This window comes from Pseudochrobactrum sp. Wa41.01b-1, assembly GCF_019464455.1.
In the GTDB taxonomy this organism is placed as follows: domain Bacteria; phylum Pseudomonadota; class Alphaproteobacteria; order Rhizobiales; family Rhizobiaceae; genus Pseudochrobactrum; species Pseudochrobactrum saccharolyticum.
The window spans coordinates 3,040,613-3,065,214 of sequence record NZ_CP080493.1; the positions used below are offsets into that span (position 1 = coordinate 3,040,613).

The 24,602-nt window shown below is 50.6% G+C and carries 20 protein-coding genes; 9 read left to right on the plus strand and 11 right to left on the minus strand.

Features of this window, described 5'->3' with window-relative positions; all coding sequences use genetic code 11:
- Window positions 1-31: 31 nt before the first annotated feature.
- Both K1X45_RS13885 and K1X45_RS13890 read right to left on the minus strand, forming a co-directional pair.
- Complete coding sequence (locus tag K1X45_RS13885; protein WP_220159191.1) at window positions 32-1,405, minus strand: glutamate--cysteine ligase; 1,374 nt, start codon at window positions 1,403-1,405, stop codon at window positions 32-34.
- Between the two features lie 205 nt (window positions 1,406-1,610).
- Window positions 1,611-2,348 carry a 16S rRNA (uracil(1498)-N(3))-methyltransferase gene (locus tag K1X45_RS13890; RefSeq protein WP_220159192.1) on the minus strand — a complete coding sequence of 246 codons (738 nt, stop codon included), beginning with the start codon at window positions 2,346-2,348 and terminating at the stop codon, window positions 1,611-1,613.
- 475 nt (window positions 2,349-2,823) lie between these two features.
- Between K1X45_RS13890 and K1X45_RS13895 the strand changes: the two genes are divergently transcribed.
- Entirely contained in the window at window positions 2,824-2,964 is a 141-nt protein-coding gene (locus tag K1X45_RS13895; RefSeq protein WP_162994564.1) for a hypothetical protein, read from the plus strand.
- A gap of 133 nt (window positions 2,965-3,097) precedes the next feature.
- Here the strand turns inward: K1X45_RS13895 and K1X45_RS13900 are convergent, their stop codons facing one another.
- The 3 genes from K1X45_RS13900 to K1X45_RS13910 form a co-directional block, all read right to left on the minus strand.
- Complete coding sequence (locus K1X45_RS13900; RefSeq protein WP_121993780.1) at window positions 3,098-3,319, minus strand: helix-turn-helix transcriptional regulator; 222 nt, start codon at window positions 3,317-3,319, stop codon at window positions 3,098-3,100.
- Between the two features lie 469 nt (window positions 3,320-3,788).
- Window positions 3,789-4,613, minus strand: coding sequence for an aldo/keto reductase (locus K1X45_RS13905; protein ID WP_220159193.1), 825 nt, complete (start codon window positions 4,611-4,613; stop codon window positions 3,789-3,791).
- 348 nt (window positions 4,614-4,961) lie between these two features.
- Window positions 4,962-5,795 (minus strand): L,D-transpeptidase, encoded by an 834-nt coding sequence (locus K1X45_RS13910; protein WP_220160514.1) that lies wholly within the window; start codon window positions 5,793-5,795, stop codon window positions 4,962-4,964.
- A gap of 303 nt (window positions 5,796-6,098) precedes the next feature.
- Here K1X45_RS13910 and K1X45_RS13915 point away from each other — a divergent pair, with 303 nt between their 5' ends.
- From K1X45_RS13915 to hisG, 4 genes are all read left to right on the plus strand, one after another.
- Complete coding sequence (locus tag K1X45_RS13915) at window positions 6,099-6,749, plus strand: DNA-3-methyladenine glycosylase I (RefSeq protein ID WP_220159194.1); 651 nt, start codon at window positions 6,099-6,101, stop codon at window positions 6,747-6,749.
- A 123-nt stretch (window positions 6,750-6,872) separates the two neighbouring features.
- Window positions 6,873-8,396, plus strand: a complete 1,524-nt coding sequence (gene hisS / locus K1X45_RS13920; RefSeq protein ID WP_220159195.1) for a histidine--tRNA ligase — start codon at window positions 6,873-6,875, stop codon at window positions 8,394-8,396.
- A 1-nt stretch (window position 8,397) separates the two neighbouring features.
- Window positions 8,398-9,540, plus strand: a complete 1,143-nt coding sequence (locus K1X45_RS13925; protein WP_220159196.1) for an ATP phosphoribosyltransferase regulatory subunit — start codon at window positions 8,398-8,400, stop codon at window positions 9,538-9,540.
- Entirely contained in the window at window positions 9,537-10,229 is a 693-nt protein-coding gene (gene hisG, locus K1X45_RS13930; protein WP_151158395.1) for an ATP phosphoribosyltransferase, read from the plus strand. The genes K1X45_RS13925 and hisG overlap by 4 nt, the downstream gene beginning before the upstream one ends.
- Window positions 10,230-10,307: 78 nt before the next feature.
- On the opposite strand, the gene K1X45_RS13935 is transcribed toward hisG, so the two are convergent.
- From K1X45_RS13935 to K1X45_RS13960, 6 genes are all read right to left on the minus strand, one after another.
- Window positions 10,308-10,709 (minus strand): DoxX family protein, encoded by a 402-nt coding sequence (locus K1X45_RS13935; protein ID WP_220159197.1) that lies wholly within the window; start codon window positions 10,707-10,709, stop codon window positions 10,308-10,310.
- Between the two features lie 328 nt (window positions 10,710-11,037).
- Window positions 11,038-12,429, minus strand: a complete 1,392-nt coding sequence (fumC, locus tag K1X45_RS13940) for a class II fumarate hydratase (RefSeq protein ID WP_220159198.1) — start codon at window positions 12,427-12,429, stop codon at window positions 11,038-11,040.
- Between the two features lie 180 nt (window positions 12,430-12,609).
- Window positions 12,610-12,861 carry a hypothetical protein gene (locus tag K1X45_RS13945; RefSeq protein WP_220159199.1) on the minus strand — a complete coding sequence of 84 codons (252 nt, stop codon included), beginning with the start codon at window positions 12,859-12,861 and terminating at the stop codon, window positions 12,610-12,612.
- Window positions 12,862-13,681: 820 nt separating this feature from the next.
- On the minus strand, window positions 13,682-15,325 hold the full coding sequence (groL, locus tag K1X45_RS13950) for a chaperonin GroEL (RefSeq protein ID WP_075654413.1): 1,644 nt from the start codon (window positions 15,323-15,325) through the stop codon (window positions 13,682-13,684).
- 109 nt (window positions 15,326-15,434) lie between these two features.
- On the minus strand, window positions 15,435-15,731 hold the full coding sequence (gene groES, locus K1X45_RS13955) for a co-chaperone GroES (RefSeq protein ID WP_022711248.1): 297 nt from the start codon (window positions 15,729-15,731) through the stop codon (window positions 15,435-15,437).
- A 413-nt stretch (window positions 15,732-16,144) separates the two neighbouring features.
- Window positions 16,145-17,992: a TadE/TadG family type IV pilus assembly protein gene (locus tag K1X45_RS13960; RefSeq protein WP_255560430.1), complete on the minus strand. Its 1,848-nt coding sequence runs from the start codon at window positions 17,990-17,992 to the stop codon at window positions 16,145-16,147.
- Between the two features lie 421 nt (window positions 17,993-18,413).
- On the opposite strand from K1X45_RS13960, the gene K1X45_RS13965 reads away from it, so the two are divergent.
- The 4 genes from K1X45_RS13965 to ileS all read left to right on the plus strand — a co-directional run bounded on the left by K1X45_RS13965 (window position 18,414) and on the right by ileS (window position 24,541).
- Window positions 18,414-19,262, plus strand: a complete 849-nt coding sequence (locus tag K1X45_RS13965; RefSeq protein ID WP_151158391.1) for a TIGR01459 family HAD-type hydrolase — start codon at window positions 18,414-18,416, stop codon at window positions 19,260-19,262.
- 55 nt (window positions 19,263-19,317) lie between these two features.
- Complete coding sequence (locus K1X45_RS13970; RefSeq protein ID WP_220160516.1) at window positions 19,318-20,340, plus strand: bifunctional riboflavin kinase/FAD synthetase; 1,023 nt, start codon at window positions 19,318-19,320, stop codon at window positions 20,338-20,340.
- A 105-nt stretch (window positions 20,341-20,445) separates the two neighbouring features.
- On the plus strand, window positions 20,446-21,267 hold the full coding sequence (locus tag K1X45_RS13975; RefSeq protein ID WP_220160517.1) for a MipA/OmpV family protein: 822 nt from the start codon (window positions 20,446-20,448) through the stop codon (window positions 21,265-21,267).
- 367 nt (window positions 21,268-21,634) lie between these two features.
- Entirely contained in the window at window positions 21,635-24,541 is a 2,907-nt protein-coding gene (ileS, locus tag K1X45_RS13980) for an isoleucine--tRNA ligase (RefSeq protein WP_220159200.1), read from the plus strand.
- Window positions 24,542-24,602: the final 61 nt, after the last annotated feature.

The window sequence follows — 24,602 nt, forward strand, 5'->3', positions numbered from 1 at the left end:
TCAGGCAGCCGCTCTTTATTCATGAAAGCGATTAGTAGGAATAGGCCTTAAAAACCGGCTCGACAGACTGGTTCCAGTCGCTGTCAAAGTGAGACAGCATTACCTCTGCCAATGGTTTTCCTGACTTGGCAATAGCTTCCAGCGGTTCAACATAGATACTCTCGTCGCGCCCGTTTTCATCCGTATTTTTACGGCTCTTAAGCCCCTGAGACGCGATTGCGACTGCCTGTGCTGCAATATCTGCGACTTTGCCCTTGCCGAATGGCGTGGCAAGACCGCTTGCTGGCACAGCGTTACGCATTGCAACCACTTGCTCGAAATCCCAGTCCTTTGTCAGATCCAGCGCCGCATTCAGTGCATCCTGATCATAGAGCAGGCCAACCCAGAAAGCGGAAAGTGCTGCAATATGGGGCAGCGGGCCACCGTCAGCACCACGCATTTCGAGGAAGCGCTTAAGGCGGACTTCCGGAAACAGTGTGGAAATATGGTTCGCCCAGTCGCCCATATTAGGCTGTCCGGCAGTCGGATGATCCTTCATTGCGCCGTTCAGAAACTGGCGGAATGTAATATGCGTGCAGTCAATATAGTGGCCGCCGCGCATGATGAAATACATCGGCACATCCAGCGCCCAGTCTACATAATCAGCAAAGCCGAAGCGCTCTGAGAACACGAATGGCAGGACACCTGCACGTCTGTTATCCGTGTCGCGCCAGATGTCTGAGCGCCATGATTGCAGGCCGTTGGATTTGCCTTCCGTGAATGGCGAGGAGGCAAAAAGCGCAGTCGCGACAGATTGCAGCTTCATGCTGACCTGCATTTTGTGGCGCATATCCGTTTCAGAACCGAAGTCGAGATTCACCTGAATGGTCGAGGTGCGATACATCATATCCAGCCCCTGACTGCCGACTTTAGGCATATAGGCTGTCATAATGGCATAGCGGGATTTCGGCATAACCGGCGTTTCAGCACGCGTCCATTTCGGACTGCCGCCCATACCAAGGAAACGGATGCCGAGCGGTGCCGCAATTGTCTGCACATCTTTCAGATGCTGACTGGCTTCCGCATAGGTCTGATGAATGGTCTGCAGCGGTGCACCGGAGAGCTCAAACTGGCCGCCGGGTTCCAGAGAAATTGCACCCTGACCCTGCGGGCTGACCAGACCGATCAGTTTGCCTTCGTCGATAATCGGATCCCAGCCAAGACGCAGCTGCATCGCTTCCAGAATGGCACGGATGCCTTGCGTGCCTTCATAGGGAACAGGGCTGTTATCTTTGGTATAATAGGGAAATTTCTCATGCTCAGTGCCGATGCGCCATTTGTCCTGTGGCTTACAGCCTTCTGCGAGATATTCAGCCAGTTCCTCAATGCCGGAAATGGCTGTTTCGTCTGTGGTATCCCGAGCCATGCTTTGCATTACCCTATTTTGTAGTTGTCACTATTCATATATGTGATTGGCGTTTTTTTATCCAACACGCAAGTGGAATTATTGGGCATAATTATTTGGAATAATAACAGGACGCGTAATTGAGCCTTGTCCTGTTGCGAAGAACCCTGAAAAAAAATGCGCTATTGCCGGAATTATGCCGTGAGTGGTGGATAAAATAACAGGATTACTGCCAGTCGCCGATACTTGCCTGAATCACAGCCATGGCTGCTACCGCAGCGGTATCAGCGCGTAAAATTCTGGGGCCAAGCGGAATCGCTGTCACAAAATCCTGCTTATGCAAATATTGACGTTCATCTTCTGAAAAGCCGCCTTCAGGACCAATGAAAACACCGGCAGGCTTGCCTTTCAGGCTGGTCAATAATGGCAGGGGATTGTTGCCCTCGGCGGCCTCGTCACAGAATATCAGCGCGCGTGCTTCATCCCATTGCTCCATGAATTTATCAAAGCGCAACGGCTCCCTGTATTCCGGCAGGATGAGAATTCCGCATTGTTCTGCGGCTTCACGCATATTGGCCTGCATCCGCTCGCTGTTGAGCTTGGGCATCTGGCAATGCTGGGTGATAACCGGCTGTAAGACGGAAGCGCCCATTTCCACGGCTTTCTGTATAATATAATCCATGCGGCCGGTTTTCAGCGGGGCAAAACAATAATGAAAATCAGATGCCGGCGGCTGCGGACGTGTTTGCTCGGCAGGGTGCAGAGTGACGCGTTTTTTGCCTGTTTGCTCTATATGCGCGAGCCATTCACCATCCCGCCCGTTGAACAGCAAAATCTTGTCATTGTCCCGCATACGCAGAACATTGAGCAGGTAATGTGCCATATCCGCCGGAGCCTCAATGGGGTGATCCGGTTGCAGGGGAAGGTCAATAAGCAGTCGTTGCATTCTGTAATTTGCGCGCATCGGCTACGGATGGCAGAGAGAAGGCTGGCAGGTCAAGTGATAAAGAGTGCTGTAACCTCGATGTTAAAAAACAGAGCAGCAAAATAAACGGAGAAATCCTCGGCAAAGGAAATGCAGTGGCCATTTGTGGCGCTGTCATTGCGCTTGTCACGGAGACTCACTGCGGTGGCTCAGCCGGAAATTTGGGGCTTGGGTGGCGTATTTTGCTTATGCGTAAAGATCTATGGTTACTATTTGATTGAGTGAGATCGGGTTTTTACACTGCACAGAGCCGTTTCAGTTGCTGATCTGCCACAATGAAAATCAAACTGATTTTTGTATGTGTTTTTAGCGTGTATCTTGCGCATGTTTTATTGCTGTTAAGATCGGCTGCTTATATCTGGAAGCACCTTTCAACAATGCTGAGTCCGTGTGCATCTTTATGCAATGTGCCGGTTCATGCTGAATTTAGTCCGCTTCCGGGAGACTTGTTTCCATGTCCGCAAAGAGCGCCACGCTCCTGACCGTCCTTATGTTGTCTGCAATCCTGTTTACCGGATTGGGCTTGCTCTCCGTTGAAACCGGCGGCAGCGCAGTTGCAAATGACGGATACGGCATTTCGTCTTTCCATCATTAATAATCAGGATCAGCTGATGTTTCTCTGACGGGAAATATTGGTTTCTTATAAAAAAGCCGCGCTGGTCACTGATCGCGCGGCTTTTGTGTGTCTGATTTTTAAACTGTCTATATGTGCTCAGTCGCCGGTTGCATTAATGCGGGGTGCCGACCTCATCGCGATATTCAAGAATATCGCCTGGCTGGCATTCAAGGACACGGCAGATTTTTGCCAGTGTTTCAAAGCGTATGCCGCGCACTTTGCCGGATTTGAGCAGGGATACATTGGGTTCCGTAATGCCTATATCGGCCGCAAGCTGGCGTGAGCGGATTTTTTTACGTGCTAAAACAACATCAAGATTGACAACAATTGACATTTTTCACCTTAAAAAATTGAATAAAATATATTTATACTTGGCTCTGTTTTAATTCTTAAAATTGCATGGAATTTTCATAATCTGATTTCAGAAAAAACCGGAAATATAATAAATTAACAGGCGGAAAAAAATCGTCCTTTCTCTATTGGAAATTTATAACTCATCATATGAAAAAAACCATAAATGGATACTGCAATAAAATGCAGGTAATAAAAAGGGTGGTGGTGATTATTAGTTGCAATCTTGATGTATTGGTTAATTAATTTTATGTCGTTTTGTATTTAGAAATTTAATTAATTTGATAAATATTTATATTTTAATTTAATTTTTCAGTAAAAATAAAATCAATAGTTTGACACCATCAGATTTTTGCTGATTTATTCATGTTAAAATAAAGCACTCGTATAATTTATACGAGTGCTTTGATAATTAAGCAGATTTTTTGAAAAATATATTTCGAAATGACAGATTAACCGAAGGTTGTCGGATCAGGCCCGATACGTCCGTCAGAAGCATCCAGCTTGTTGATCTCGTCATGCTCGATACCCGGAAGCTTGAAATCTGTGACTTCAAAATTTTCTTTAATACGGGCAGGGGTGACTGATTTCGGAATGACAACATTGCCGATATCCAGATGCCAGCGCAGAATGACCTGAGCGACAGATTTGCCGTGATTGGCGGCAATGGCTTTCAAAACCGGATTGTCCAGAATTTTACCCTGTCCGAGCGGGCTCCATGCTTCTGTAGCGATATTATGCTGCTGGTGGAACTGGCGCAGGTTATCCTGCTGGAAATAAGGGTGCAGCTCGATCTGGTTGATGGCCGGTACAACATCTGTTTCACGCAGGATGCGTTGCAGATCAGCTGTGCGGAAATTGGAAACGCCGATTGATTTCACACGGCCTTCTTCACGCAATTTGATGAGTGCACGCCATGTATCAAGAAATTTATCTTTATTCGGCATTGGCCAGTGAATGAGATAAAGATCAAAATAATCTGTGCCGAGGCGCTCAGCCGAAGCATCAAAAGCTTTCAGGGTGGAATCATAACCCTGATCGTCATTCCAGACTTTCGTTGTCAGAAAAATATCCTGACGTGCGATGCCGGAATTACGAATTGCCTGACCGACACCCTTTTCATTCTTGTAAATTGCGGCAGTATCAATGTGACGGTAGCCGGTTTCAAGCGCGGTTGTCACACTGGCGACGGCTTCTTCATCGCTGACCTGCCATACACCGAAACCCAGTTGCGGAATGGAGTTGCCGTCGTTCAGTTTGATCGCAGCTACGGTCATGTCCTTATTCCTTTTCTGTTTTTTGCGCCGGTAATTTCATCGCATTGTTTGGGATAAACCGGCGAAGCACTTTGCAGAACGCAATCTTGAATCAGTTCTTACAGTTTTTGCAAGACCGGCTTATGTCAAAAGCGATAAATTATTGGGGGTGGTTTTTCACAAGCCTGTCTGTTGCCGGACAGATTTCTTCTTGCGTGTGCAATGCCTGACAGGCTGCCGGAGGCGAGATGCGAGTAAAAGCGCAGCTTGCCATGCAATGAATAGAAAAGCCCCGTATCATCGTCTGATACAGGGCTTTTGATTTTGAGGCGTTTAAGCAAAAATCCTATTCTGCTCTTCAGGATAGACTCAGAGAACGACGACTTTTGTGCCCACCGGCACCCGTTCATAGAGGTCTTCCACATCCTGATTGCGCATGCGGATACAGCCGGAGGATACTGCCCGTCCGATGGTGGACGGCGCATTGGTGCCGTGAATACGATAGAGCGTATTGCCTAAATACAGCGCACGTGCGCCGAGCGGATTGGCAATACCGCCTTCCATACGGACAGGAAGAATGCGGCCTTTCTTGCGCTCGCGGGCAATCATTTCTTTCGGCGGATGCCATGTCGGCCATTCGGCCTTGCGGCTCACGGTTTCTGTACCTTTCCAGCTGAAACCTTCTTTACCGACACCTACGCCGTAGCGGCGGGCTTTGCCATTATCTCCGACAAGATACAGAAACTTGTTTCTCGTATCGATCACGATTGTTCCGGACTTATGGGAGGCTGAGTAATCAACTTCCTGCGGCAAATAGATCGGGTTCATACCGCCCGCAGCCTTTGCAGGATTTTGCGGTGCTGCCGCGCTGGTGCGGATGAATGAACCCTGCTGATAGGTTGCATTCCGTTGCAGGGCTTTATCCTGTTTTGTGCGTGCTTGCTGGCGTGTGGCGGAGCGTTGCGCCGGTGCCTGAATGCCTTGTGATCCGCTGTTGCGGTAGATACGCGGCTTTGATGGCGCAAGCTGAGTGGCATAGCGCTGTGGCTGCAATTGAGTGACCCAAGGCGCACTCAGATCAGGGCTGAGAACCAGAGGCGGCGGTGTGGCATAACGGTCATTGGCAAATGCTCCGCCAGCTGAAATGGCGGACAGGGCAAAAGCAGCAATGGATGCGATCAGCAGCAGATGACGTGGTTTCATCAGATCGTCCTGTGTTGAAGTCATGCCTGAAACTGTGATGCACTGTGCAGCAGGCGAGACATGCAGATTCCTTTGCCTCGACTGTGATGCCTGACCCTTTTGAAAAGGTGAATCACTGCCTTGCGGATGCGCAAATGCGATGAAAACTTTCTCTTTTGGTTATCAGCAGGTAAATATTTCGGGTTGGGTTTCGTGGCTGATTTCTGTCTTGAAACGGAAGATATGTTCTTTTTTTGTTCCATGTCAAATGAAATATGCTATAGAGAGACTCGTTGGTTTGGGCAGAGATGGCGCGGGTGAAAAATGACGCAGGATATACCGGTTCTGGAAGCAGGATTGCATTTGGGGGGAGACGGGCGTGTGCGCTGTGGTTGGCATGGCGGTTTGCCGGATTATCTGCTTTACCATGACACGGAATGGGGATTTCCGGTTGATAATGATCGCCGTCTTTTCGAGAAAATCTGTCTGGAGGGCTTTCAGTCAGGCCTGTCATGGCTGACAATTCTGCGTAAGCGTGAAAATTTCCGCCGTGCTTTTGCAGAGTTTGATTTTCATAAAATGACGCAGTTTACTGATGAAGATGTTGAGCGTCTGATGCAGGATAAGGGCATTGTACGCCACCGCGGCAAGATCAAATCAGCGATTAATAATGCAGGTCGTGCGATTGATCTGATTGCCGAAAAAGGCTCGCTGGCTGCTTATTTCTGGAGCTTTGAGCCGCAGCCGAAAGACCGGCCGGCACGATTTGATCTGGCTGCCTATAAAGCGAACCCTTTAACCGAGATTTCTACCCGTATCAGCAAGGATTTGAAGAGGCGCGGCTGGTCATTTGTCGGCCCGACAACAGTCTATGCTTTTATGCAGGCGATGGGGTTGGTCAATGATCATCTGGAAGGTTGTTATTGCCGCCCGGTGATTGAGCGCTTGCGGCAGGATTTTGTACGGCCAGCATAATATGTTTCTGCGCGGATCTTGCTCTTGCCGCATGCAAACTGATCGGTTAGGAAACATACGCGCCTTTCAAGCATATTAAGGCATTTAATCTTCAAGATAACTCAAGTTTAGCGGATCAGTATCATGGCAAATAAAGCGGAGAAGATGAAAGCGCGGTTGCCGCGCGGCTTTGTGGACCGTGAGCCTCATGATCTGCGTGCTGCTGAGAAAATGCTGGCGACTATCCGTGAGGTTTATGAGCGCTACGGTTTTGATCCGATTGAAACGCCGCTTGTTGAATATACTGATGCGCTGGGCAAATTCCTGCCGGATCAGGATCGTCCGAATGAAGGTGTGTTCTCGCTTCAGGATGATGATGAACAATGGCTGTCGCTGCGCTATGATCTGACTGCGCCGCTGGCGCGTCATGTGGCTGAGAATTTCAATGAAATTCAGCTGCCGTTCCGCACCTATCGCAATGGCTGGGTATTCCGCAATGAAAAGCCGGGTCCTGGCCGTTTCCGCCAGTTCATGCAGTTTGATGCGGATACTGTTGGTGCACCGGGCGTGTCTGCCGATGCGGAAATGTGCATGATGGCAGCGGATACGCTGGAGCGTCTCGGCATTCAGCGCGGCGATTATATGATCCGCGTCAATAACCGTAAGGTTCTCGACGGTGTTCTGGAAGCGATTGGTCTGGCCGGCGATGACAATGCCGGACGCCGCCTCAATGTGCTGCGTGCCATCGACAAGCTCGACAAATTTGGCGAAGAGGGCGTGAAACTGCTGCTCGGCGAAGGCCGCCGCGATGAATCCGGCGACTTTACCAAAGGTGCTGGCCTTGATGCTGCGGCAATTGCCAAAGTGCTCGATTTTACTGCTGCCGGTGCGGAGGATGGTCAGCAGACCATCGCGAATTTACGTGCTGTTGTTGAAGGCAATGCCCGTGGCACAGAAGGCGTTGAAGAACTCGCGCAGATGCAGATTTTATTTGATGCAGGCGGCTATGCCGGTCGCGTCAAAATCGATCCGTCTGTTGTGCGTGGTCTCGAATATTACACCGGTCCTGTTTATGAGGCCGAACTGCAATTCGACGTCACCAACGAAAAGGGTGAAAAAGTCGTATTCGGTTCTGTTGGCGGCGGTGGCCGTTATGATGGTCTGGTATCACGTTTCCGCGGCCAGCCGGTTCCGGCAACAGGTTTTTCGATCGGTGTTTCCCGTCTGATGACAGCGCTGAAAAACCTTGGCAAGCTTGGCACAGAAGATGCAATGGCGCCGGTTGTCATTACGGTGATGGATGGTGATGCCGAAAGCCTCGGCCGCTACCAGAAATTCACGCAGGATCTGCGCGATGCCGGTATCCGTGCCGAGATGTATCAGGGTAACTGGAAGAAGTTCGGTAATCAGCTGAAATATGCGGACCGCCGCAATGCACCGCTTGCGATTATTCAGGGTGGTGACGAACGTGCCAATGGCGAAATCCAGATTAAGGATCTGATCGAGGGCAAGCGTCTTTCCGGTGAGATCGAAAGTAATGAGGAATGGCGCGCCAGCCGTCCGGCACAGATCACTGTCAAGGAAGCTGATCTGGTTGCGGAAGTGAAGCGTATTCTGGCTGAACAGGCTGAGGATCGTTTGCAGGAACTAAGCAGGCAGGCGAAGTAAAATGAGCAATCGTCAAACAGCAGATATTGCCGCTGATCTGGCGTCTTATTTTGCAACCACGTCGAGTGAAGCCGTTGATATTCCGATCCTGCAACCGGCCGATCCGTTCCTGGATATGGCCGGTGAGGATTTGCGCAGCCGGATTTTTCTGACCGAGAATGAAAATGGCGACAGTCTGTGCTTGCGTCCGGAATTCACCATTCCGGTCTGCCGCAATCATATTGCGCTGAATGCAGCCACGCCGAAGCGCTATTCCTATATTGGCGAGGTTTTCCGCCAGCGCCGTGAAGGCGGCACCAGCTTTCATCAGGCCGGTATCGAAGATCTTGGCGGCGATAATGAACCGGCCTCCGATGCGCGCTCTCTGAGCGATGCGTTGAATGCTGTGCATCAGGCAGCTCCTAATGCGTCATTGCAGGTGCTGCTCGGCGATCAGTCTGTTTTTGAAGCTGTTCTGGCATCTCTCGGCCTGCCACGTGGCTGGCAGAAAAAGCTGGCGCGTGCTTTTGGTAGTGCTGAACTACTGGAACAGGCCTTGCAGGATTTGGCATCACCGCGTCTTGGTAATGTCATTCCTGAGCGTTTGCGTCAGATTGTGGATGAACAGGGCGAAGATGCTTTGGTCACTGCACTTGCGCAGGAAATGCAGGTTGCAGGTATTTCACCGGCCGCAGGCCGCAGCCCTTCTGAGATTGCACGGCGTCTGATGGAGAAGCAGCAATTGGCTGCGGTTCAGCTGGCAGATCGGGTGCTGACAGCACTTAAGACATTCCTGTCCATTCGCGTGCCGCTGGAACAGGCGACTGTACAGCTGACAGAATTCGCCGAACAAAACGGTCTTGATCTCGGCGCTGCATTGCAGAGCTTCGGCAAACGTGTTGAGGAAATGCGTAAGGCTGGTATTGATCTCGGCATCATCACTTATGATGCAGGTTTTGGCCGTCCGCTCGATTATTATACCGGTCTGGTTTACGAAATTACCAGTCGTGATGCTGATTGCGGTGTGATTGTCGGTGGCGGACGTTATGATCGTTTGCTGACAATGCTGGGTGCGAAAGAGCGTATTTCCGGTGTTGGTTTCTCCATCTGGCTCGACCGTTTACAAAAATGTGCCGAGGCAACACAGGCAGGAGCACGCTCATGACTGTAACACTGGCTTTGCCTTCCAAAGGCCGCCTGAAAGAGCAAACAATTGCAGTGATGGCGAAAGCCGGATTGCATGTCGTTCTGCCGGAAGATGACCGAAATTACCGCGCCCGTATTGAAGGTGTGGATGATGTGGATATTCTGTTTCTCTCCGCGTCAGAAATTGCCCGTGAACTGGGTTATGGCACGGTTGATCTCGGTGTCACCGGTGAAGACCTGATCCGTGAGACGCTGGCACGTGCCGATGAAAAAGTGCAGATTGAAACGCAGCTTGGCTTTGGCCATGCGGATGTGATCGTTGCCGTGCCGGAAGTCTGGCATGATGTGGCGACAATGGCCGATCTGGATGATGTGGCTGCGGATTTCCGTCAGCGTCATGGTCGCCGTTTGCGGATTGCCACCAAATATTGGCGGCTGACACAGCAGTTTTTCTCTCAGAAGCACGGGATTCAGGTTTACCGTATTGTTGAGAGCTTGGGTGCAACAGAAGGCGCCCCGGCTGCCGGTTCTGCGGATATTATCGTTGATATCACATCGACCGGTTCGACATTACGAGCCAATAGGCTGAAAATTCTGGATGACGGTATTATGCTGAAGTCGCAGGCTTGTCTTGTTTCTGCGCGCCGCAGTCTGGATAATCCGCGAGTGACGGAAATTATCAGCCGTATTTGTGACAGTTTGAAATAAGCTTACATATTTAAAAAAAGAAAGGCCGCAATTCTCATGAATTGCGGCCTTTTTTGATAGGTCAAAAGCGTTTGGCAATTAGCGACCGCGACGGTCAACCGAATATGCGCCGGCACCGGTTACGGCGAGCAGCAGCAGACCACCTGCAATTGCGAGGTTCTTCTGTGCCATCAGTGCGTTCATGCCTTCGGCAAAGTCCATATGGGCTACCAGTGTGGCGCCGATGGTGAACAGGGCAACAACGACCGCTGCGATACGGGTCTGGAAACCAATCAAAATGGCGAGGCCGCCAACAAATTCAACCAGACCAACGAGAACTGCGGTCACGCTTGGCATTGGCAGGCCGATCGCACCGAAATATTGCGCAGTACCTTCAAGGCCGGTCAGCTTGCCCCAACCTGCAAGAATGAAAAGAATAGCAAGAAAGATGCGGGAGATCAGAATAATAATGGAATTCTGGGAGGCGGAAACAGTGCTCATTATGAGGCTCCGGATGATATATTGCTGGAGGAGGGTAAGAGGCTTCCAGGCAATAAAAGTTAACAATAGAAAAGTGATTTATGCTGCAGGCTCATTGTGCGCAGCATGAATTGCTGTTGCGCAATGGATAACTAATAAGTGACTGTATTGTAAATATAGACAGATATTGACATATTGTTCATCAATAGTGAACCCTAAAATAGCATGTTGAAATTTAACACCGATAGCCCTGCGTTGATAGCAGGTTAAGGTTACAAGAGCTTATAAAAGAAAGCGGCCCGTAACAGTGCGCTGTTACGGGCTGCAATTAATTCATCTGCAGAGCAGTTTATGCAGGGTGTAACATCAGTTCCGGACGCACTAAAGCTTCATATTCTGCTTCACTGACAAGACCACTTTTTAGAGCTTCCTCGCGCAAAGTCGTGCCATTATGATGGGCAGTCTTGGCGATTTTTGCTGCTGCGTCATAGCCGATCTGCGGTGCGAGAGCCGTTACCAGCATCAATGAATTTTCCATCAGTTCATGGATGCGGGCTTCATTGGCTTCAATACCGTCAATACAATGATCGACAAAGGAGTTCATACCGTCAGCCAGCAGCCGGATAGATTGCAGCACATTGGCCGCGATCACCGGTTTGAAAACATTCAGCTCAAAATGCCCCTGACTGGAAGCAACGGTGACGGTGGTGTGGTTGCCGAAAACCTGAGTGGCAACCATGGTCAAAGCTTCTGCCTGTGTCGGATTGACCTTACCCGGCATGATCGATGAACCCGGCTCATTTTCCGGCAACTGTAATTCGCCGAGGCCGGAGCGGGGGCCGGAGCCGAGAAAACGGATATCATTGGCAATCTTAAACAGATCAGCGGCAAGCGCATTCAAACTGCCATGAAGATTGAGCAGAGCGCCGTGGGAGGCAAGTGCCTCGAATTTATTCGGGGCGGTTTTAAACGGCAGGCCGGTAATATTGGCAACCGCATCGGCAAAACCGGTATCAAAACCTTTAGCGGAGTTCAGGCCGGTGCCGACCGCTGTGCCGCCCTGTGCCAGCAGATAAACATCTGTCAGGCTCTGCACAATACGGTGCCTGCCATATTCTGCCGCCGCACGGTAACCGGAGAATTCCTGCCCCAGTGTGACAGGCGTGGCATCCTGCGTATGGGTACGACCGATCTTGATCAGATGTGCGAATTTCTCTTCCTTGGCTTTCAGCGCATCAATCAGATGATCGAGGGCAGGGAGCAGGCGGGATGTGACTTCAACCGCCGTGGCAATATGCATGGCAGTCGGGAAACTGTCATTGGAGGATTGCCCCATATTCACATGGTCATTCGGGTGAACCGGCTTTTTGCTGCCGATTGTGCCGCCGAGCATTTCAATCGCGCGGTTGGAGATCACCTCATTCACATTCATATTCGATTGCGTGCCGGAACCGGTCTGATAAATCACCAGCGGGAAATGGTCGTCCAGCTTGCCTTCAACAACCTCTGCAGCAGCCACAGTAATGGCGCGGCCTAATACCGGATCAAGTTTGCCCAGAGCAATATTTGTCTCGGCTGCGGCCTGTTTGACAATGCCGAGTGCATGAATGAGCGATAGTGGCTGGCGATCTGTTCCGATTTTAAAATTTTGCAGAGAGCGCTGGGTCTGCGCACCCCAGTAACGATCATTATCAACAGCGATAGGGCCGAAACTATCGGTTTCGGTACGTTGGTCAGACATTTACAGCTCCTGAAGTTCTGTATTCTGGGAAGATGTCAGAGTGTCATATGGTAGCAGTTACAGGTATTACGAGGCCGTGCAAAACACAGTTTTGTGTAGGCTTCTGCACGATCGCGAGTGAAAATAAGTTTAATATTTTCAGTGCGGTGCCGTTATCGCCCGTGCAATATTAAAGGCGGTTCAGTCGTCCTCGGTCTCATCATCCGGATTTTCTATCCAGGCAGTAGGATCGATTTTTTTCTGGGTTGTGCTGTCAATGAAAGTCCACCAGCCTGCATCGCTTTCATTCCAGTCGCCACCGGTTTTTTGAAGCTGTTCAAGCCGGCGATAACGGGCAGGAGATTCATTGAGCTGACCATCAAAGTCTGTCCAGAGTACCGTGATTGTGCGTCCGTCCTGCGGTGCCGTTGTAATCGGGTGTTCTTTACGCATTCGTCTTCCCTCCGTTGCGGTGCAATGAAAGCACTGTTCAGATCAGAACAGCGAAGCTTGTAAATGCAAACCTATAGCGCATTCCGGAAAGTGTGAAGCATTTATATGTAAAACAGAGTGCTCAGATGAAGAGGTCAGCTAACAGGCTGAACCATGGCTTCACAAGCGCAAATGGCATATCGGAGCTCTTATTTATGACTTGTGAAAAGCGGAAATTGTGCTGAGAAAGGCGTGGGAAGACGGGTTTCCCCGTCTTCCCTATGCGCGGTCAGCAGTTCCTTCAAGCGGGGGCAAATAGGAGTGCCGACCAGCGCAAGCTGCAGATTTTCAATCTTTAAAGCCTGATCCTTAAGGAGATACTAAAATAATTTTGAGTTATCATTAAGTACAGTAACTTTAAAAAAATAATGCATTGCAATTGTGATGGTCGCTAATCGCATTGGTTACAATTTATTTAGAAATATCTCTCCTGAAAAATGGAGAGGCTACATAATCAGCTTGAATGCATAAGGCAAGCTATATCCTGTGCCGCATCGCTATGCCGTGCAGATTTTAGTGTTTTGATATAAAAAAAGCCTCCGACAAATCGGAGGCTTTCTCGTTTCAGAACTGCTTTGCAGCTCTGATTATTTTGGAAAACGAGCTTTATGGACTTCTTAGAAGTCCATGCCGCTACCCGCACCGCTTTGCGGTGCAGGCTTATTCTCTCATGGGCGTAAAAAAAGCCCCTGATTTCTCAGAGGCTTTTTCATTTCTTAGCCGCATTATCGTGGCCGTACAGGCGCTCACGCCTGTGCTACGAAATGCTCGGATGGATTTCTTAGAAATCCATGCCGCCCATGCCGCCCATGCCGCCGCCTGGCATTGCTGGCATGCCGCCGTCTTTCTTCGGCAGTTCAGCAATCATGGCTTCGGTGGTGATCATCAGGCCAGCGATAGAAGCTGCGTTCTGCAGAGCAGTACGTACAACCTTAACCGGATCAACAACACCAGCTTTGATCAGATCGCCATATTCGTTGGTTGCAGTGTTGTAACCAAAGGTTTCGGAAGCGTTTTCGAGGATTTTACCAACGATTACGGATGCTTCTTCACCGGCGTTTGTGGTGATCTGACGGGCAGGAGCCTGGATCGCACGACGGATGATGTTGATACCGGCGTCCTGATCAGCATTGATACCTGTAACGGTAATCTTAGCCGATGCGCGGAGCAGGGCAGTACCGCCACCAGGTACGATACCTTCTTCAACCGCAGCGCGGGTTGCGTTCAGAGCATCGTCAACGCGGTCTTTGCGTTCTTTAACTTCAACTTCAGTTGCACCGCCAACGCGGATAACTGCTACACCGCCAGCGAGCTTGGCAAGACGTTCCTGCAGCTTTTCGCGGTCGTAGTCGGAAGAAGTTTCTTCGATCTGCTGTTTGATCTGGCCAACGCGGGCTTCGATTTCAGCTTTCGAACCGGCACCATCAACAACAGTTGTGTTTTCTTTGGTGATCGCAACTTTCTTCGCACGGCCGAGCATGTCGAGGGTCACGGATTCCAGCTTGATGCCGAGATCTTCGGAGATAACCTGACCACCGGTGAGGATAGCGATATCTTCGAGCATTGCCTTACGACGATCGCCGAAGCCAGGAGCCTTAACAGCAGCAATTTTCAGGCCGCCGCGCAGCTTGTTAACAACCAGAGTTGCCAGTGCTTCGCCTTCTACGTCTTCAGCAATGATGACGAGTGGCTTGGAGGTCTGAACAACAGCTTCGAGAACCGGCAGAAGAGCCTGCAGATTGGAAAGCTTCTTTTCGTGCAGAAGGATGTAAGCGTCTTCCAGTTCTGCAACCATCTTTTCTGGGTTGGTTACGAAATAAGGAGACAGGTAGCCGCGGTCAAACTGCATACCTTCAACAACTTCCAGCTCGGTTTCAGCTGTCTTGGCTTCTTCAACAGTGATGACGCCTTCGTTGCCGACTTTCTGCATCGCTTCCGCAATCATGCGGCCGATTTCAGCTTCACCGTTAGCGGAGATTGTGCCAACCTGAGCAACTTCTTCAGAAGTGTTGATTTTCTGAGCTTTGCCGAGGAGGTTTGCAACAACTTCAGTCACAGCCAGATCAATACCGCGCTTCAGATCCATCGGGTTCATGCCGGCAGCAACAGCTTTTGCGCCTTCCTGAACGATCGCCTGACCGAGAACGGTAGCGGTTGTTGTACCGTCACCGGCAGTGTCATTGGTCTTGCTTGCTACTTCGCGCAGCATCTGTGCGCCCATGTTTTCGAACTTGTCTTCAAGTTCTACTTCTTTGGCAACCGATACACCGTCTTTGGTGATGCGTGGCGCACCGAAAGATTTGTCGATAACAACGTTACGACCTTTAGGGCCGAGCGTTACTTTAACAGCATCTGCAAGGATATCGACGCCGCGCAGCATTTTTTCGCGCGCTGAACGACCGAATTTTACGTCTTTAGCAGCCATTTTTCTCTCCTGGAGCCTGAGGTCTTGCCTTCAAGGCTTCCCGATTTGAACTGTTGAAAAGGAATGATGAATAAGCCCGGGCTATGAACCGCTCAGGCTAAATCGAAAATCAGGCAATGATTCCGAGAATGTCGGATTCTTTCATGATCAGCAGGTCTTCGCCGCCGATCTTCACTTCTGTGCCGGACCATTTGCCGAACAGAACGCGGTCGCCAGCTTTAACGTCCAGAGCAACCAGCTTGCCGCTTTCATCGCGGTTGCCGGAACCAACGGCGACAACTTCGCCTTCAGACGGCTTTTCTTTGGCTGAATCAGGAATAATGATGCCACCGGCTGTCTTTGCTTCCGATTCTACACGACGAACGACAACGCGGTCATGAAGAGGGCGGAAATTGATCTCTGCCATGGATATAACCCTTGAAAATACGCCTTGAAATAAGGCAGCAAAATGAGTTGAAGGCCTTTCGGCCCGTGGATTATTAGCACTCTCTTTGTGTGAGTGCTAACGTGCTTTTGATATAGGAAAGAGCCGTTTCGGAGTCAAGGTTTCCGGCAGACATAAAAGACAATATTGCCGGTAATAAACCCTGTAAAAACTGACAGGGGGCATCGTAAATCAGATGCTTAGGCACAAATATGATGCCCGTCCTGCGGATTTATAAGTGCCTGACGGCAACAAATTTACATGTCTCAAAAGCGTGTCGCTGGGTTTCGGATATTATTGTTCGAATGTGAAGGCGGTATGAATTCTGTTGTGAGGGTGAAAAACATAAAACCACGGCGGGCTCTGTGCAGCCGCGCCGTGGTTTTTCTCATCAATCAGCGGACAACACGCAGATTGGATAATTCATCGGCAATTTCGCGGAATGTCTGTTCAAGATTGCCGCCGGTTGTATTCCAGAAAAGTTTTGCCCGCTGGGTAGGAAAGTCCTTATCAAATCGCACCCGAGATTCTGAGGCGCATTGTTTCATAGTTTCCATCTGCTTGCGATCTGTCGCATTGTTCTGCCGCAGATCAAGCGCAACAGTCATCACCATGATTTTGTCCTGTTTTGCAAGCTCGCACAATTTTTTGAAGCGCGCATTCAGTGCTTCAGTATAATAGGCATTGTCATGAACATTGCTGGCGCCGCGCGCTTCCTGAAAGATACGTGTTCTGTCGTAGGATTTAGTTGTAACTGCGGTATATCCCAGTGAAGAATAGTTGGATATGTTGTTTGCATAGTCTGTACCGCCGAGTGAGTTGTAACGGTAATAAGTGTTGGCACCATCGGTCAGAACAATGACGACTTTATCATTGCCCCGCTCCGAAATAGCTCTTCCGCCTGCAAATGGCGAATTCTGGATAAGCGTTCTCCAGCCCCAGACCATACCTTCCGGCACATTTGTACCGCCATCCGGTTGCATTTTGGCAATGGCATTTTTTACCGTTCTCAGGCCATTGTCAGTTGTTACATCTGTAAGTGTAGTGATCGGCGTTGTTGTGCAGCTGTAATTCGGACCGGATGTTCCTTCACCAGACGTGTTTTGCGCGATGTAGTATTTTTTCAAATCCCGTTGCATCGTTTGATAGCTGTCGTAGCGTCCCCCGTTATCCGACCACCAATGGTTCAGAGAGCGGCTGGTGTCATATTCATCGGGGGCGAACATCGGCACATACATCGTGTCAGGCTTATCAATCGTCGGGCGATCAGCATTAATGCCATACTCACCCGGGCGTGCTTCTACACAACCTTTCCAGCTTGTATATGTTCTGCCACGTGTGGTTTGCATGTCATTATACAGGCTGAACCGCGTGAAATAATGGCCGTTTTCGCTTCCCCAACCAGACCCTTGTTTAAAATAAGCACCATCACGAAGAATGATATTTTTATTGTACCCGACATTGATAGGGTTGTTTGCCGTGGGCATGGTGAAGTTTTCATAATGAACCGGCGAAATGCCGGTCTGATCCATCCATAGCTGGGTCTGGTTTTCAGGGCCGATATTGACTGAGGCAGCAAAAGGAACCAGGGAAAACTGTACCGGATTTTCAAGATGCGTTATAAGCTTGGCCTGTTCTGCCAGCTTGTCTACAAGTTGAGTGGATGCCTGCTTAAGTAAATCTATGCGTTTGAGACCTGAGCCCGAACCGGGGTCAGCCATCGAGCCGGAATTATCAAGGACAAGAGCGACTTCCAGAGTATTCTTAAGGCGTACAGTTGCAGACATTGAAAAAGTATATTTATCCCAGTCAACTTCATCTTTCGTCATTGCCATTACGGCTCTTCCGTAAAATGAAATATAACGGAAGGATGCGCCGGCAACGATTTGCTGGTCTGAATCGCGACCTTTAGGAAACTCCAGAGTAAATTGAGTTTTGTCCGGTTCGATGGCACGCAGATTAGCATCAAATATTTTTTTGCCGAATGCCCGGATCTGGCTTTCTTCCGAAACGACAGTGAAGCGCTTACCTACAGCCAGCGCAGCGGCATCAAGTGACTGCTGAACATTTCCGCGCACACGCATCAGATTGGCAGTGTCAATCGCCAGCATCATTGCAAAAAGAATAGGCGGGAGCATCAATGCGAAAAGCGGGGCAATAGCGCCGGTCTGGTTTCTGCGAAACCGCATTATCAGTGCAGAAAAACTGCCGGATCGCTGTTTTGGGCTTTTTACGCAACGCATAATCTCTCCTGCCGGCACAGGCCGGAATATAGTCTTCTTATTGTCCGTCTGTTTCCGGTCGTGTGACGTTTCAGATAACGGCAGGCAAGACAGGAAACGCGATTCAATCTTTTCATTCTCTCTGATGGTAATGGATTGGTTCTAACAAGCCGTCACGAAACACAGTAAAAAAACTGGGTACAGGGTAGAGTTAATGAAACATGAGCGGCGTGGTTCCGTGCTGCGTCAAATTATAAACAGTGTTGTGATATTTTCGCTCACGTAAAACGGGTGACATATGCTGCCTGTTGGTTTAGAGCATTTATAAAATCCGGCGCCTGAAGCTTTGGCTTCGACCGCGTCTTTCATGCAGATCCGTGCGCGCGAATGGTGCGCCTGTGCTCCGTTTAGCTGCGGAGATAATTGATTTAAGGATAGTTTTATGCTGCATCCGGCGAAACTCGATGATCTTTTTGACCGCTATGATGTGATCTTCAGTGATGTCTGGGGCGTGTTGCATAATGGGGTGGAAGCCTATCGTCCGGCTGCAGATGCTCTGAAACGTGCCCGCGAGGCCGGTGTCAAAGTGGTGCTGATTACTAATTCGCCGCGCCCGTTTCCCGGTGTTGCCGCACAGATGGAAATGATGGGTATCACCAATGAAAGCTATGACCAGATCGTGACATCCGGTGATGTTACGCGTGATCTGATCGCTGCAGGCCCGCGTAAAATCTATCATCTGGGACCTGAGCGCGAACTGGCGATCTATGACGGGCTGGATGTGGAGCTGGTTGAAGAATATGAGGCATCCGGTGTTGTCTGTACCGGTCTGGTCGATGACGAAGTGGAAAAGCCTGAAGATTATGCCGAATTGCTGCAGCGTTTCCGTTCTCGCAATCTGCCGTTCATCTGCGCTAATCCTGATATCGTCGTAGAGCGCGGCACCCGCCTGATCTGGTGTGCCGGTGCACTGGCGCGTGATTATACGCAGCTCGGCGGTCGCACACTTATCGCCGGTAAGCCGCATCACCCGATTTATGCGGCCGCAATGCAGGCCGCAGAAAAACTGACCGGCAAGCCTGTTGATAAATCCCGCATCCTTGCTATCGGCGATGGTATGCTGACCGATGTGAAAGGCGCGCAGAATTACGGCGTGGATGTGCTGTATATTTCCGGCGGTATTCACGCGGCTGATTATGTGGCCAAGGGCGAAGTCGATCACGACAAGCTGCTGGCATTTCTTGGCCGTCACGGCGAGGCACCGGCAGCAGTGATGCGTTATCTGGTGTGATTGCCGGAAGTTTTTAATCCCTGAACAACTGATCTGAAACAACTCAATGACTGCGATGCCTTCAGAATTTGCTGCAAAATCCGCAATTCTTCGTCTCACCTGCGGTGTGAACGGCAGTGAGCCGCTGCCTGCGCATATGCGCGGCGGTGTGGTGGCAATCGGCAATTTTGACGGTGTGCATCGCGGTCATCAGGCTGTGCTTGAAAAAACCCTGCAACTGGCCAAAGAGCGCAATTGTCCGGCTGTTGTGCTGACATTTGAGCCGCATCCGCGCAGTTTTTTCAATCCGGATCAGCCGGTTGACCGTCTGACTGATGCGCAGGAAAAAGCAGCGATTCTCGGTTTGCTTGGCTTTGACGTTGTGGTGGAGCAGGGTTTTGATGCCGGTTTTTCATGCCTGAGCGCGCAGGAATTCATCGATCAGGCATTGATCGGGCGGCTGGGTGCATCGGAAGTCATTACCGGCGTTGATTTTCACTTCGGCAAAAAGCGGCAGGGCAATCCGGAATTTTTGAAACAGGCGGGTGAGAAACACGGTTTCGGCGTCACGCTGATTGAGCCTTTCACCGATGAGGGCGGCGAGGTGGTTTCCTCCTCGCGCATTCGCTCCCATCTGGCGGAAGGTGACGTGGCGGGAGCCGCGGGACTGTTGGGCTACCGCTACACGCTGGCCAGTACAGTTATTAAAGGCAAGCAACTGGGGCGCACGCTTGGTTTTCCGACAGCTAATATGGCGCTGCCGGAGCAGACCAATCTGAAGCACGGTATCTATGCTGTGCGTTTCCGCCGTGCTGACGGCACGCTTTATGATGGTGTTGCCAGTTTTGGCCGCCGCCCGACCGTGGATAGTGATGGTTGCGCACTGCTTGAGACATTCTTGTTTGACTTCTCAGGCGATCTTTACGGCGAATTCTGCTCTGTATCTTTCTTTGCTTATTTACGCGGAGAAGAGAAATTCGATTCGCTTGATGCATTGATGTTGCAGATGCGGCAGGATGAAGCTGAAGCACGGGCAATATTATCCGCTGTACAGCCGCTTTCTTTGCTGGATTCCTATCTGACATTCTCCCGCAGCTGAATTGATCTCAATATTTCAGAATATATTTACCGCTTTACTTGAAAAATAAGCGCATACCTGTTTGTCCGCCTGCAAATGGCGTCTGGAGTATGCGTTTTGCGTAATATGTTTAACCGGTTCCGGATTGCCGGATTGGCTGTTTTATCTGCTGCATCATTCATTCATCCGGCTTTGGCTGAAGAGAGCGGACAATCATCAGGAAAACATTTCTGGTCCGGAGACTGGTCACTGACCGTCGGCGGTGACTTTTACCGCCAGCCCCGTTTTACAGGCTCCAGCAAATATATAATGAGTGCGCAGCCTCTGATTTCTTTTGGCCGCACAGGCGTTGCAGAGCGCTTTTCATCCCGCAATGACAATATTTCCTTCGCTCTGATGGATATGGAAGATTTTCGCGTGGGATTGACCGGTGAGTTTTTGATGGCGCGTGGCGGCAGTCAGGCCGATGGCTTGAAAGATGTGCCATGGGGCGGTGAGGTCGGCGGCTTCATGGAATTCTACCCGACAGACTGGTTTCGTCTGCGTTCAGAGCTGCGTCACGGAGTTCGGGCGCATAATGGTATTGTCGGCGAACTGGCAGGGGATGCATTTTATGATGTAACGCCTGCTATCCGTGTTTCCGGCGGGCCGCGCATGTCTTTTGCCTCCGAGAAATATCTTGATACCTATTATGGTATTAATGCTGAGGAGTCCGTTGCCAGCGGTCTTTCCGTTTATGATCCGGATGGCGGGGGAATTGCGTCTGCCGGACTGGGCGGCGCAGTGACATGGATGACAACCGATAAAATCACAACCAGCCTTTATGCCGAATATACTAAATTGCAGGGTAAAGCAGCACGCTCCAGCCTTGTATCCGAGCGCGGATCGCGCCATCAGCTGACGGTTGGTGTTTCGGCAACCTATCGTTTTGATTTTACGCTGGACTGATGTTTTGAGCGAAAACCGTCAGCTTTTAGAAAAGTAACGGCTTATTTGCTTTGAAAATCTGCCGGAAGGGCAAAGTTTATCTGTCTTGCCTCTTTATTCTGCGCGCCTGCATTGGTAAAAGCATCACCATGATGAGACAATACTCGATATTTATAATGCTGCGCTATGCCGGCCGAATTATTGGCCCGGCCTTTTCTTAAGCCTGACCGGATGGTTCAGGGGGAAAGGTCCGGGAAGAATAGCTGACATCCTGAGGCATGATGAACTCTGCCGCAATTTCAGGATATATATTTTCTTAAGACTGCCTGCCTGAGAGCAGCATAGTGCCTGCATTGTGCTCCGGCAGTCCAACTGAATGCTCAAGATAATGACTGCTGAAAAAATCGATTATTCCAAAACGCTTAACCTGCCGCAGACCGACTTTCCGATGCGTGCCAGCCTTCCGCAGCGTGAGCCGTTGCTGGTCGCTCGCTGGGAAGAGATGAATCTTTACAAGAAGCTGCGTGAAGATGCCAAGGATCGTCCGCTTTGGGTGCTGCATGACGGCCCTCCATATGCCAATGGTAATATCCATATCGGTCATGCGCTGAACAAGACGCTGAAAGATGTGATCACCCGCTCGTTCCAGATGCGCGGCTATAATTCGAACTATGTCCCAGGCTGGGATTGCCACGGTCTGCCGATCGAATGGAAGATCGAAGAAAAATACCGTGCGCAGGGCAAGAATAAAGACGAAGTGCCGGTTAATGAATTCCGCAAGGAATGCCGTGAATTTGCTGAAGGCTGGATCAAGGTTCAGACCGATGAGTTCAAACGTCTGGCAATCACCGGTGATTTTGAACAGCCATACACCACAATGAATTTCCATGCGGAAGCCCGCATTGCCGGTGAATTGCTGAAATTCGCCCGTTCCGGCCAGCTTTATCGCGGTTCCAAGCCGGTTATGTGGTCAGTTGTTGAGCGCACTGCTCTGGCCGAGGCCGAAGTTGAATATCACGATGTTGAGTCGGATATGATCTGGGTGAAATTCCCTGTCACATCCGTGCCGGAACTGGCTGACGCGCATGTGGTGATCTGGACGACGACACCTTGGACAATTCCGGGCAACCGCGCCATCGCCTATTCGCCAAAGGTTTCCTACGGTCTTTATGAAGTGACCGGCGCGGAAAATGATTTTGGCCCGCAGGCTGGTGAGAAGCTGATCTTCGCTGATAATCTGGCTGAGGAATGCTTCAAGAAAGCCAAGCTGACTTTTAATCGTTTGCGCGATGTTTCCACTGCACAGCTGCATGGCATGACCGCAGCCCATCCGCTCAAAGGCTTTGGTGGCGGTTATGAATTTATCGTGCCGCTGGTTGCCGGTGAGCATGTGACTGATGATGCCGGTACAGGCTTCGTTCACACTGCGCCAAGCCATGGTCGTGAAGACTTTGAAGCATGGATGGATGCTGCACGTGAACTCGAAGCACGCGGTATCAATCCTGCGATTCCTTTCCCTGTGGATGATGGCGGTTTCTATACTGCCGATGCACCGGGTTTCGGCCCTGACCGTGAAGGCGGTGCTGCCCGCGTTATTGATGATAACGGCAAGAAGGGTGATGCCAATGAAGCGGTTATCAAAGAACTGATCGCGCGTGGTCTGCTGTTCGCCCGTGGCCGCATGAAGCATTCCTATCCGCATTCATGGCGCTCGAAAAAACCGATCATCTTCCGCAATACACCGCAATGGTTCGTCTATATGGACAAAGAACTGGGCGACGGCACAACGCTGCGTTCCCGCGCTCTGAAAGCCATTGATGATACACGTTTTGTACCGGCTGCCGGACAGAACCGCCTGCGTGCGATGATTGAAAATCGTCCTGACTGGGTGCTGTCACGCCAGCGCGCATGGGGCGTGCCGATCTGCGTTTTCGCAGCCGAAGATGGCGCAGTGCTGATTGATGAAGCTGTGAATGAACGTATTCTCGCGGCTTTTGAAGTGGAGGGTGCTGATGCATGGTTTGCAGAAGGTGCGCGTGAGCGTTTCCTCGGCAACCGCGCCGGTGAGGCTTGGGAGCAGGTTACCGACATTCTCGATGTCTGGTTCGACTCCGGTTCAACCCATACTTTCACGCTGGAAGACCGCCCTGATCTGAAATGGCCTGCCGATCTTTATATGGAAGGTTCGGATCAGCATCGCGGCTGGTTCCATTCCTCGCTGCTGGAAAGCTGCGGAACCCGTGGCCGTGCACCTTATAATGCAGTGCTGACCCATGGTTTCACCATGGATGAGCATGGTAAGAAAATGTCGAAGTCGCTCGGCAATACAGTGACCCCGCAGGAAATCATCAAGGATTCCGGTGCAGATATTCTGCGTCTCTGGGTGATGACCTCGGATTACTGGGACGATCAGCGCCTCGGCAAGAGCATCATCCAGACCAATATCGATGCTTACCGCAAGCTGCGTAACACTATCCGCTGGATGCTGGGTACATTGGCGCATGATGAAGGCGAAGAAGTTGCCTATGCCGATCTGCCGGAGCTTGAAAAGCTGATGCTGCATCGCCTGAGCGAGCTGGATGAAGTTGTTCGCAATGGTTATGATGCATTTGAATTCAAACGCATCACCCGTGCGCTGATCGACTTCACCAATATCGAGTTGTCGGCTTTCTATTTCGATATCCGCAAAGATGCGCTTTATTGCGATGCACCATCGAGCCTGCGCCGCAAAGCTGCTTTGCAGACCGTGCGTCACCTGTTCGATAATATCGTGACATGGCTCGCACCGATGCTGCCTTTCACAACGGAAGAAGCATGGCTTGACCGTTATAAAGATGCGGTTTCCGTGCATCTGGAGCAGTTCCGCAACATTCCTGCTGAATGGAATAATCCGGTTCTGGCTGCGAAATGGGACAAGGTGCGCGATGTACGCCGCGTTGTTACCGGCGCTCTGGAACTGGAACGTGCGGACAAGCGTATCGGCTCGTCGCTGGAAGCTGCGCCTCTGGTGCATATCACCGATGCGTCGCTGCTCTCAGCGGTACAGGGTCTGGATATGGCTGAGATCTGCATCACCAGCGGATTGACCATCAGCGACCAGCCGGTTGCCGGTGAGGCATTCGCGTTGAGCGATGTGAAGGGTGTTGCTGTTGTGCCTGCTAAGGCAGACGGTACAAAATGCGCCCGTTCATGGCGTTATACCAATGATGTCGGCAGTGATTCTGAGTTCCCTGATGTATCGGCACGCGATGCTGCGGCATTGCATGAGCTGAAAGCTCTTGGTCGTTTGGGATAAGTATGAATCTGCGGCGATCACAGGTAAGCATTTCCAGCAAAAGTGCGAAGCGGTTTGCGTT

Bases quoted from the DNA above. Each gene is read 5' to 3' on its own strand.
- K1X45_RS13945 (WP_220159199.1), bottom strand. From the start codon at position 12,861: ATGCGTAAAGAACACCCGATTACAACGGCACCGCAGGACGGACGCACA.
- K1X45_RS13905 (WP_220159193.1), bottom strand. From the start codon at position 4,613: ATGACCGTAGCTGCGATCAAACTGAACGACGGCAACTCCATTCCGCAA.
- K1X45_RS13900 (WP_121993780.1), bottom strand. From the start codon at position 3,319: ATGTCAATTGTTGTCAATCTTGATGTTGTTTTAGCACGTAAAAAAATC.
- K1X45_RS13910 (WP_220160514.1), bottom strand. From the start codon at position 5,795: ATGAAACCACGTCATCTGCTGCTGATCGCATCCATTGCTGCTTTTGCC.
- K1X45_RS13895 (WP_162994564.1), top strand. From the start codon at position 2,824: ATGTCCGCAAAGAGCGCCACGCTCCTGACCGTCCTTATGTTGTCTGCA.
- K1X45_RS13965 (WP_151158391.1), top strand. From the start codon at position 18,414: ATGCTGCATCCGGCGAAACTCGATGATCTTTTTGACCGCTATGATGTG.
- hisG (WP_151158395.1), top strand. From the start codon at position 9,537: ATGACTGTAACACTGGCTTTGCCTTCCAAAGGCCGCCTGAAAGAGCAA.
- K1X45_RS13890 (WP_220159192.1), bottom strand. From the start codon at position 2,348: ATGCGCGCAAATTACAGAATGCAACGACTGCTTATTGACCTTCCCCTG.
- ileS (WP_220159200.1), top strand. From the start codon at position 21,635: ATGACTGCTGAAAAAATCGATTATTCCAAAACGCTTAACCTGCCGCAG.
- K1X45_RS13975 (WP_220160517.1), top strand. From the start codon at position 20,446: ATGTTTAACCGGTTCCGGATTGCCGGATTGGCTGTTTTATCTGCTGCA.
- K1X45_RS13935 (WP_220159197.1), bottom strand. From the start codon at position 10,709: ATGAGCACTGTTTCCGCCTCCCAGAATTCCATTATTATTCTGATCTCC.
- fumC (WP_220159198.1), bottom strand. From the start codon at position 12,429: ATGTCTGACCAACGTACCGAAACCGATAGTTTCGGCCCTATCGCTGTT.
- groES (WP_022711248.1), bottom strand. From the start codon at position 15,731: ATGGCAGAGATCAATTTCCGCCCTCTTCATGACCGCGTTGTCGTTCGT.
- K1X45_RS13885 (WP_220159191.1), bottom strand. From the start codon at position 1,405: ATGGCTCGGGATACCACAGACGAAACAGCCATTTCCGGCATTGAGGAA.
- K1X45_RS13970 (WP_220160516.1), top strand. From the start codon at position 19,318: ATGCCTTCAGAATTTGCTGCAAAATCCGCAATTCTTCGTCTCACCTGC.
- groL (WP_075654413.1), bottom strand. From the start codon at position 15,325: ATGGCTGCTAAAGACGTAAAATTCGGTCGTTCAGCGCGCGAAAAAATG.
- hisS (WP_220159195.1), top strand. From the start codon at position 6,873: ATGGCAAATAAAGCGGAGAAGATGAAAGCGCGGTTGCCGCGCGGCTTT.
- K1X45_RS13915 (WP_220159194.1), top strand. From the start codon at position 6,099: ATGACGCAGGATATACCGGTTCTGGAAGCAGGATTGCATTTGGGGGGA.
- K1X45_RS13960 (WP_255560430.1), bottom strand. From the start codon at position 17,992: ATGCGTTGCGTAAAAAGCCCAAAACAGCGATCCGGCAGTTTTTCTGCA.
- K1X45_RS13925 (WP_220159196.1), top strand. From the start codon at position 8,398: ATGAGCAATCGTCAAACAGCAGATATTGCCGCTGATCTGGCGTCTTAT.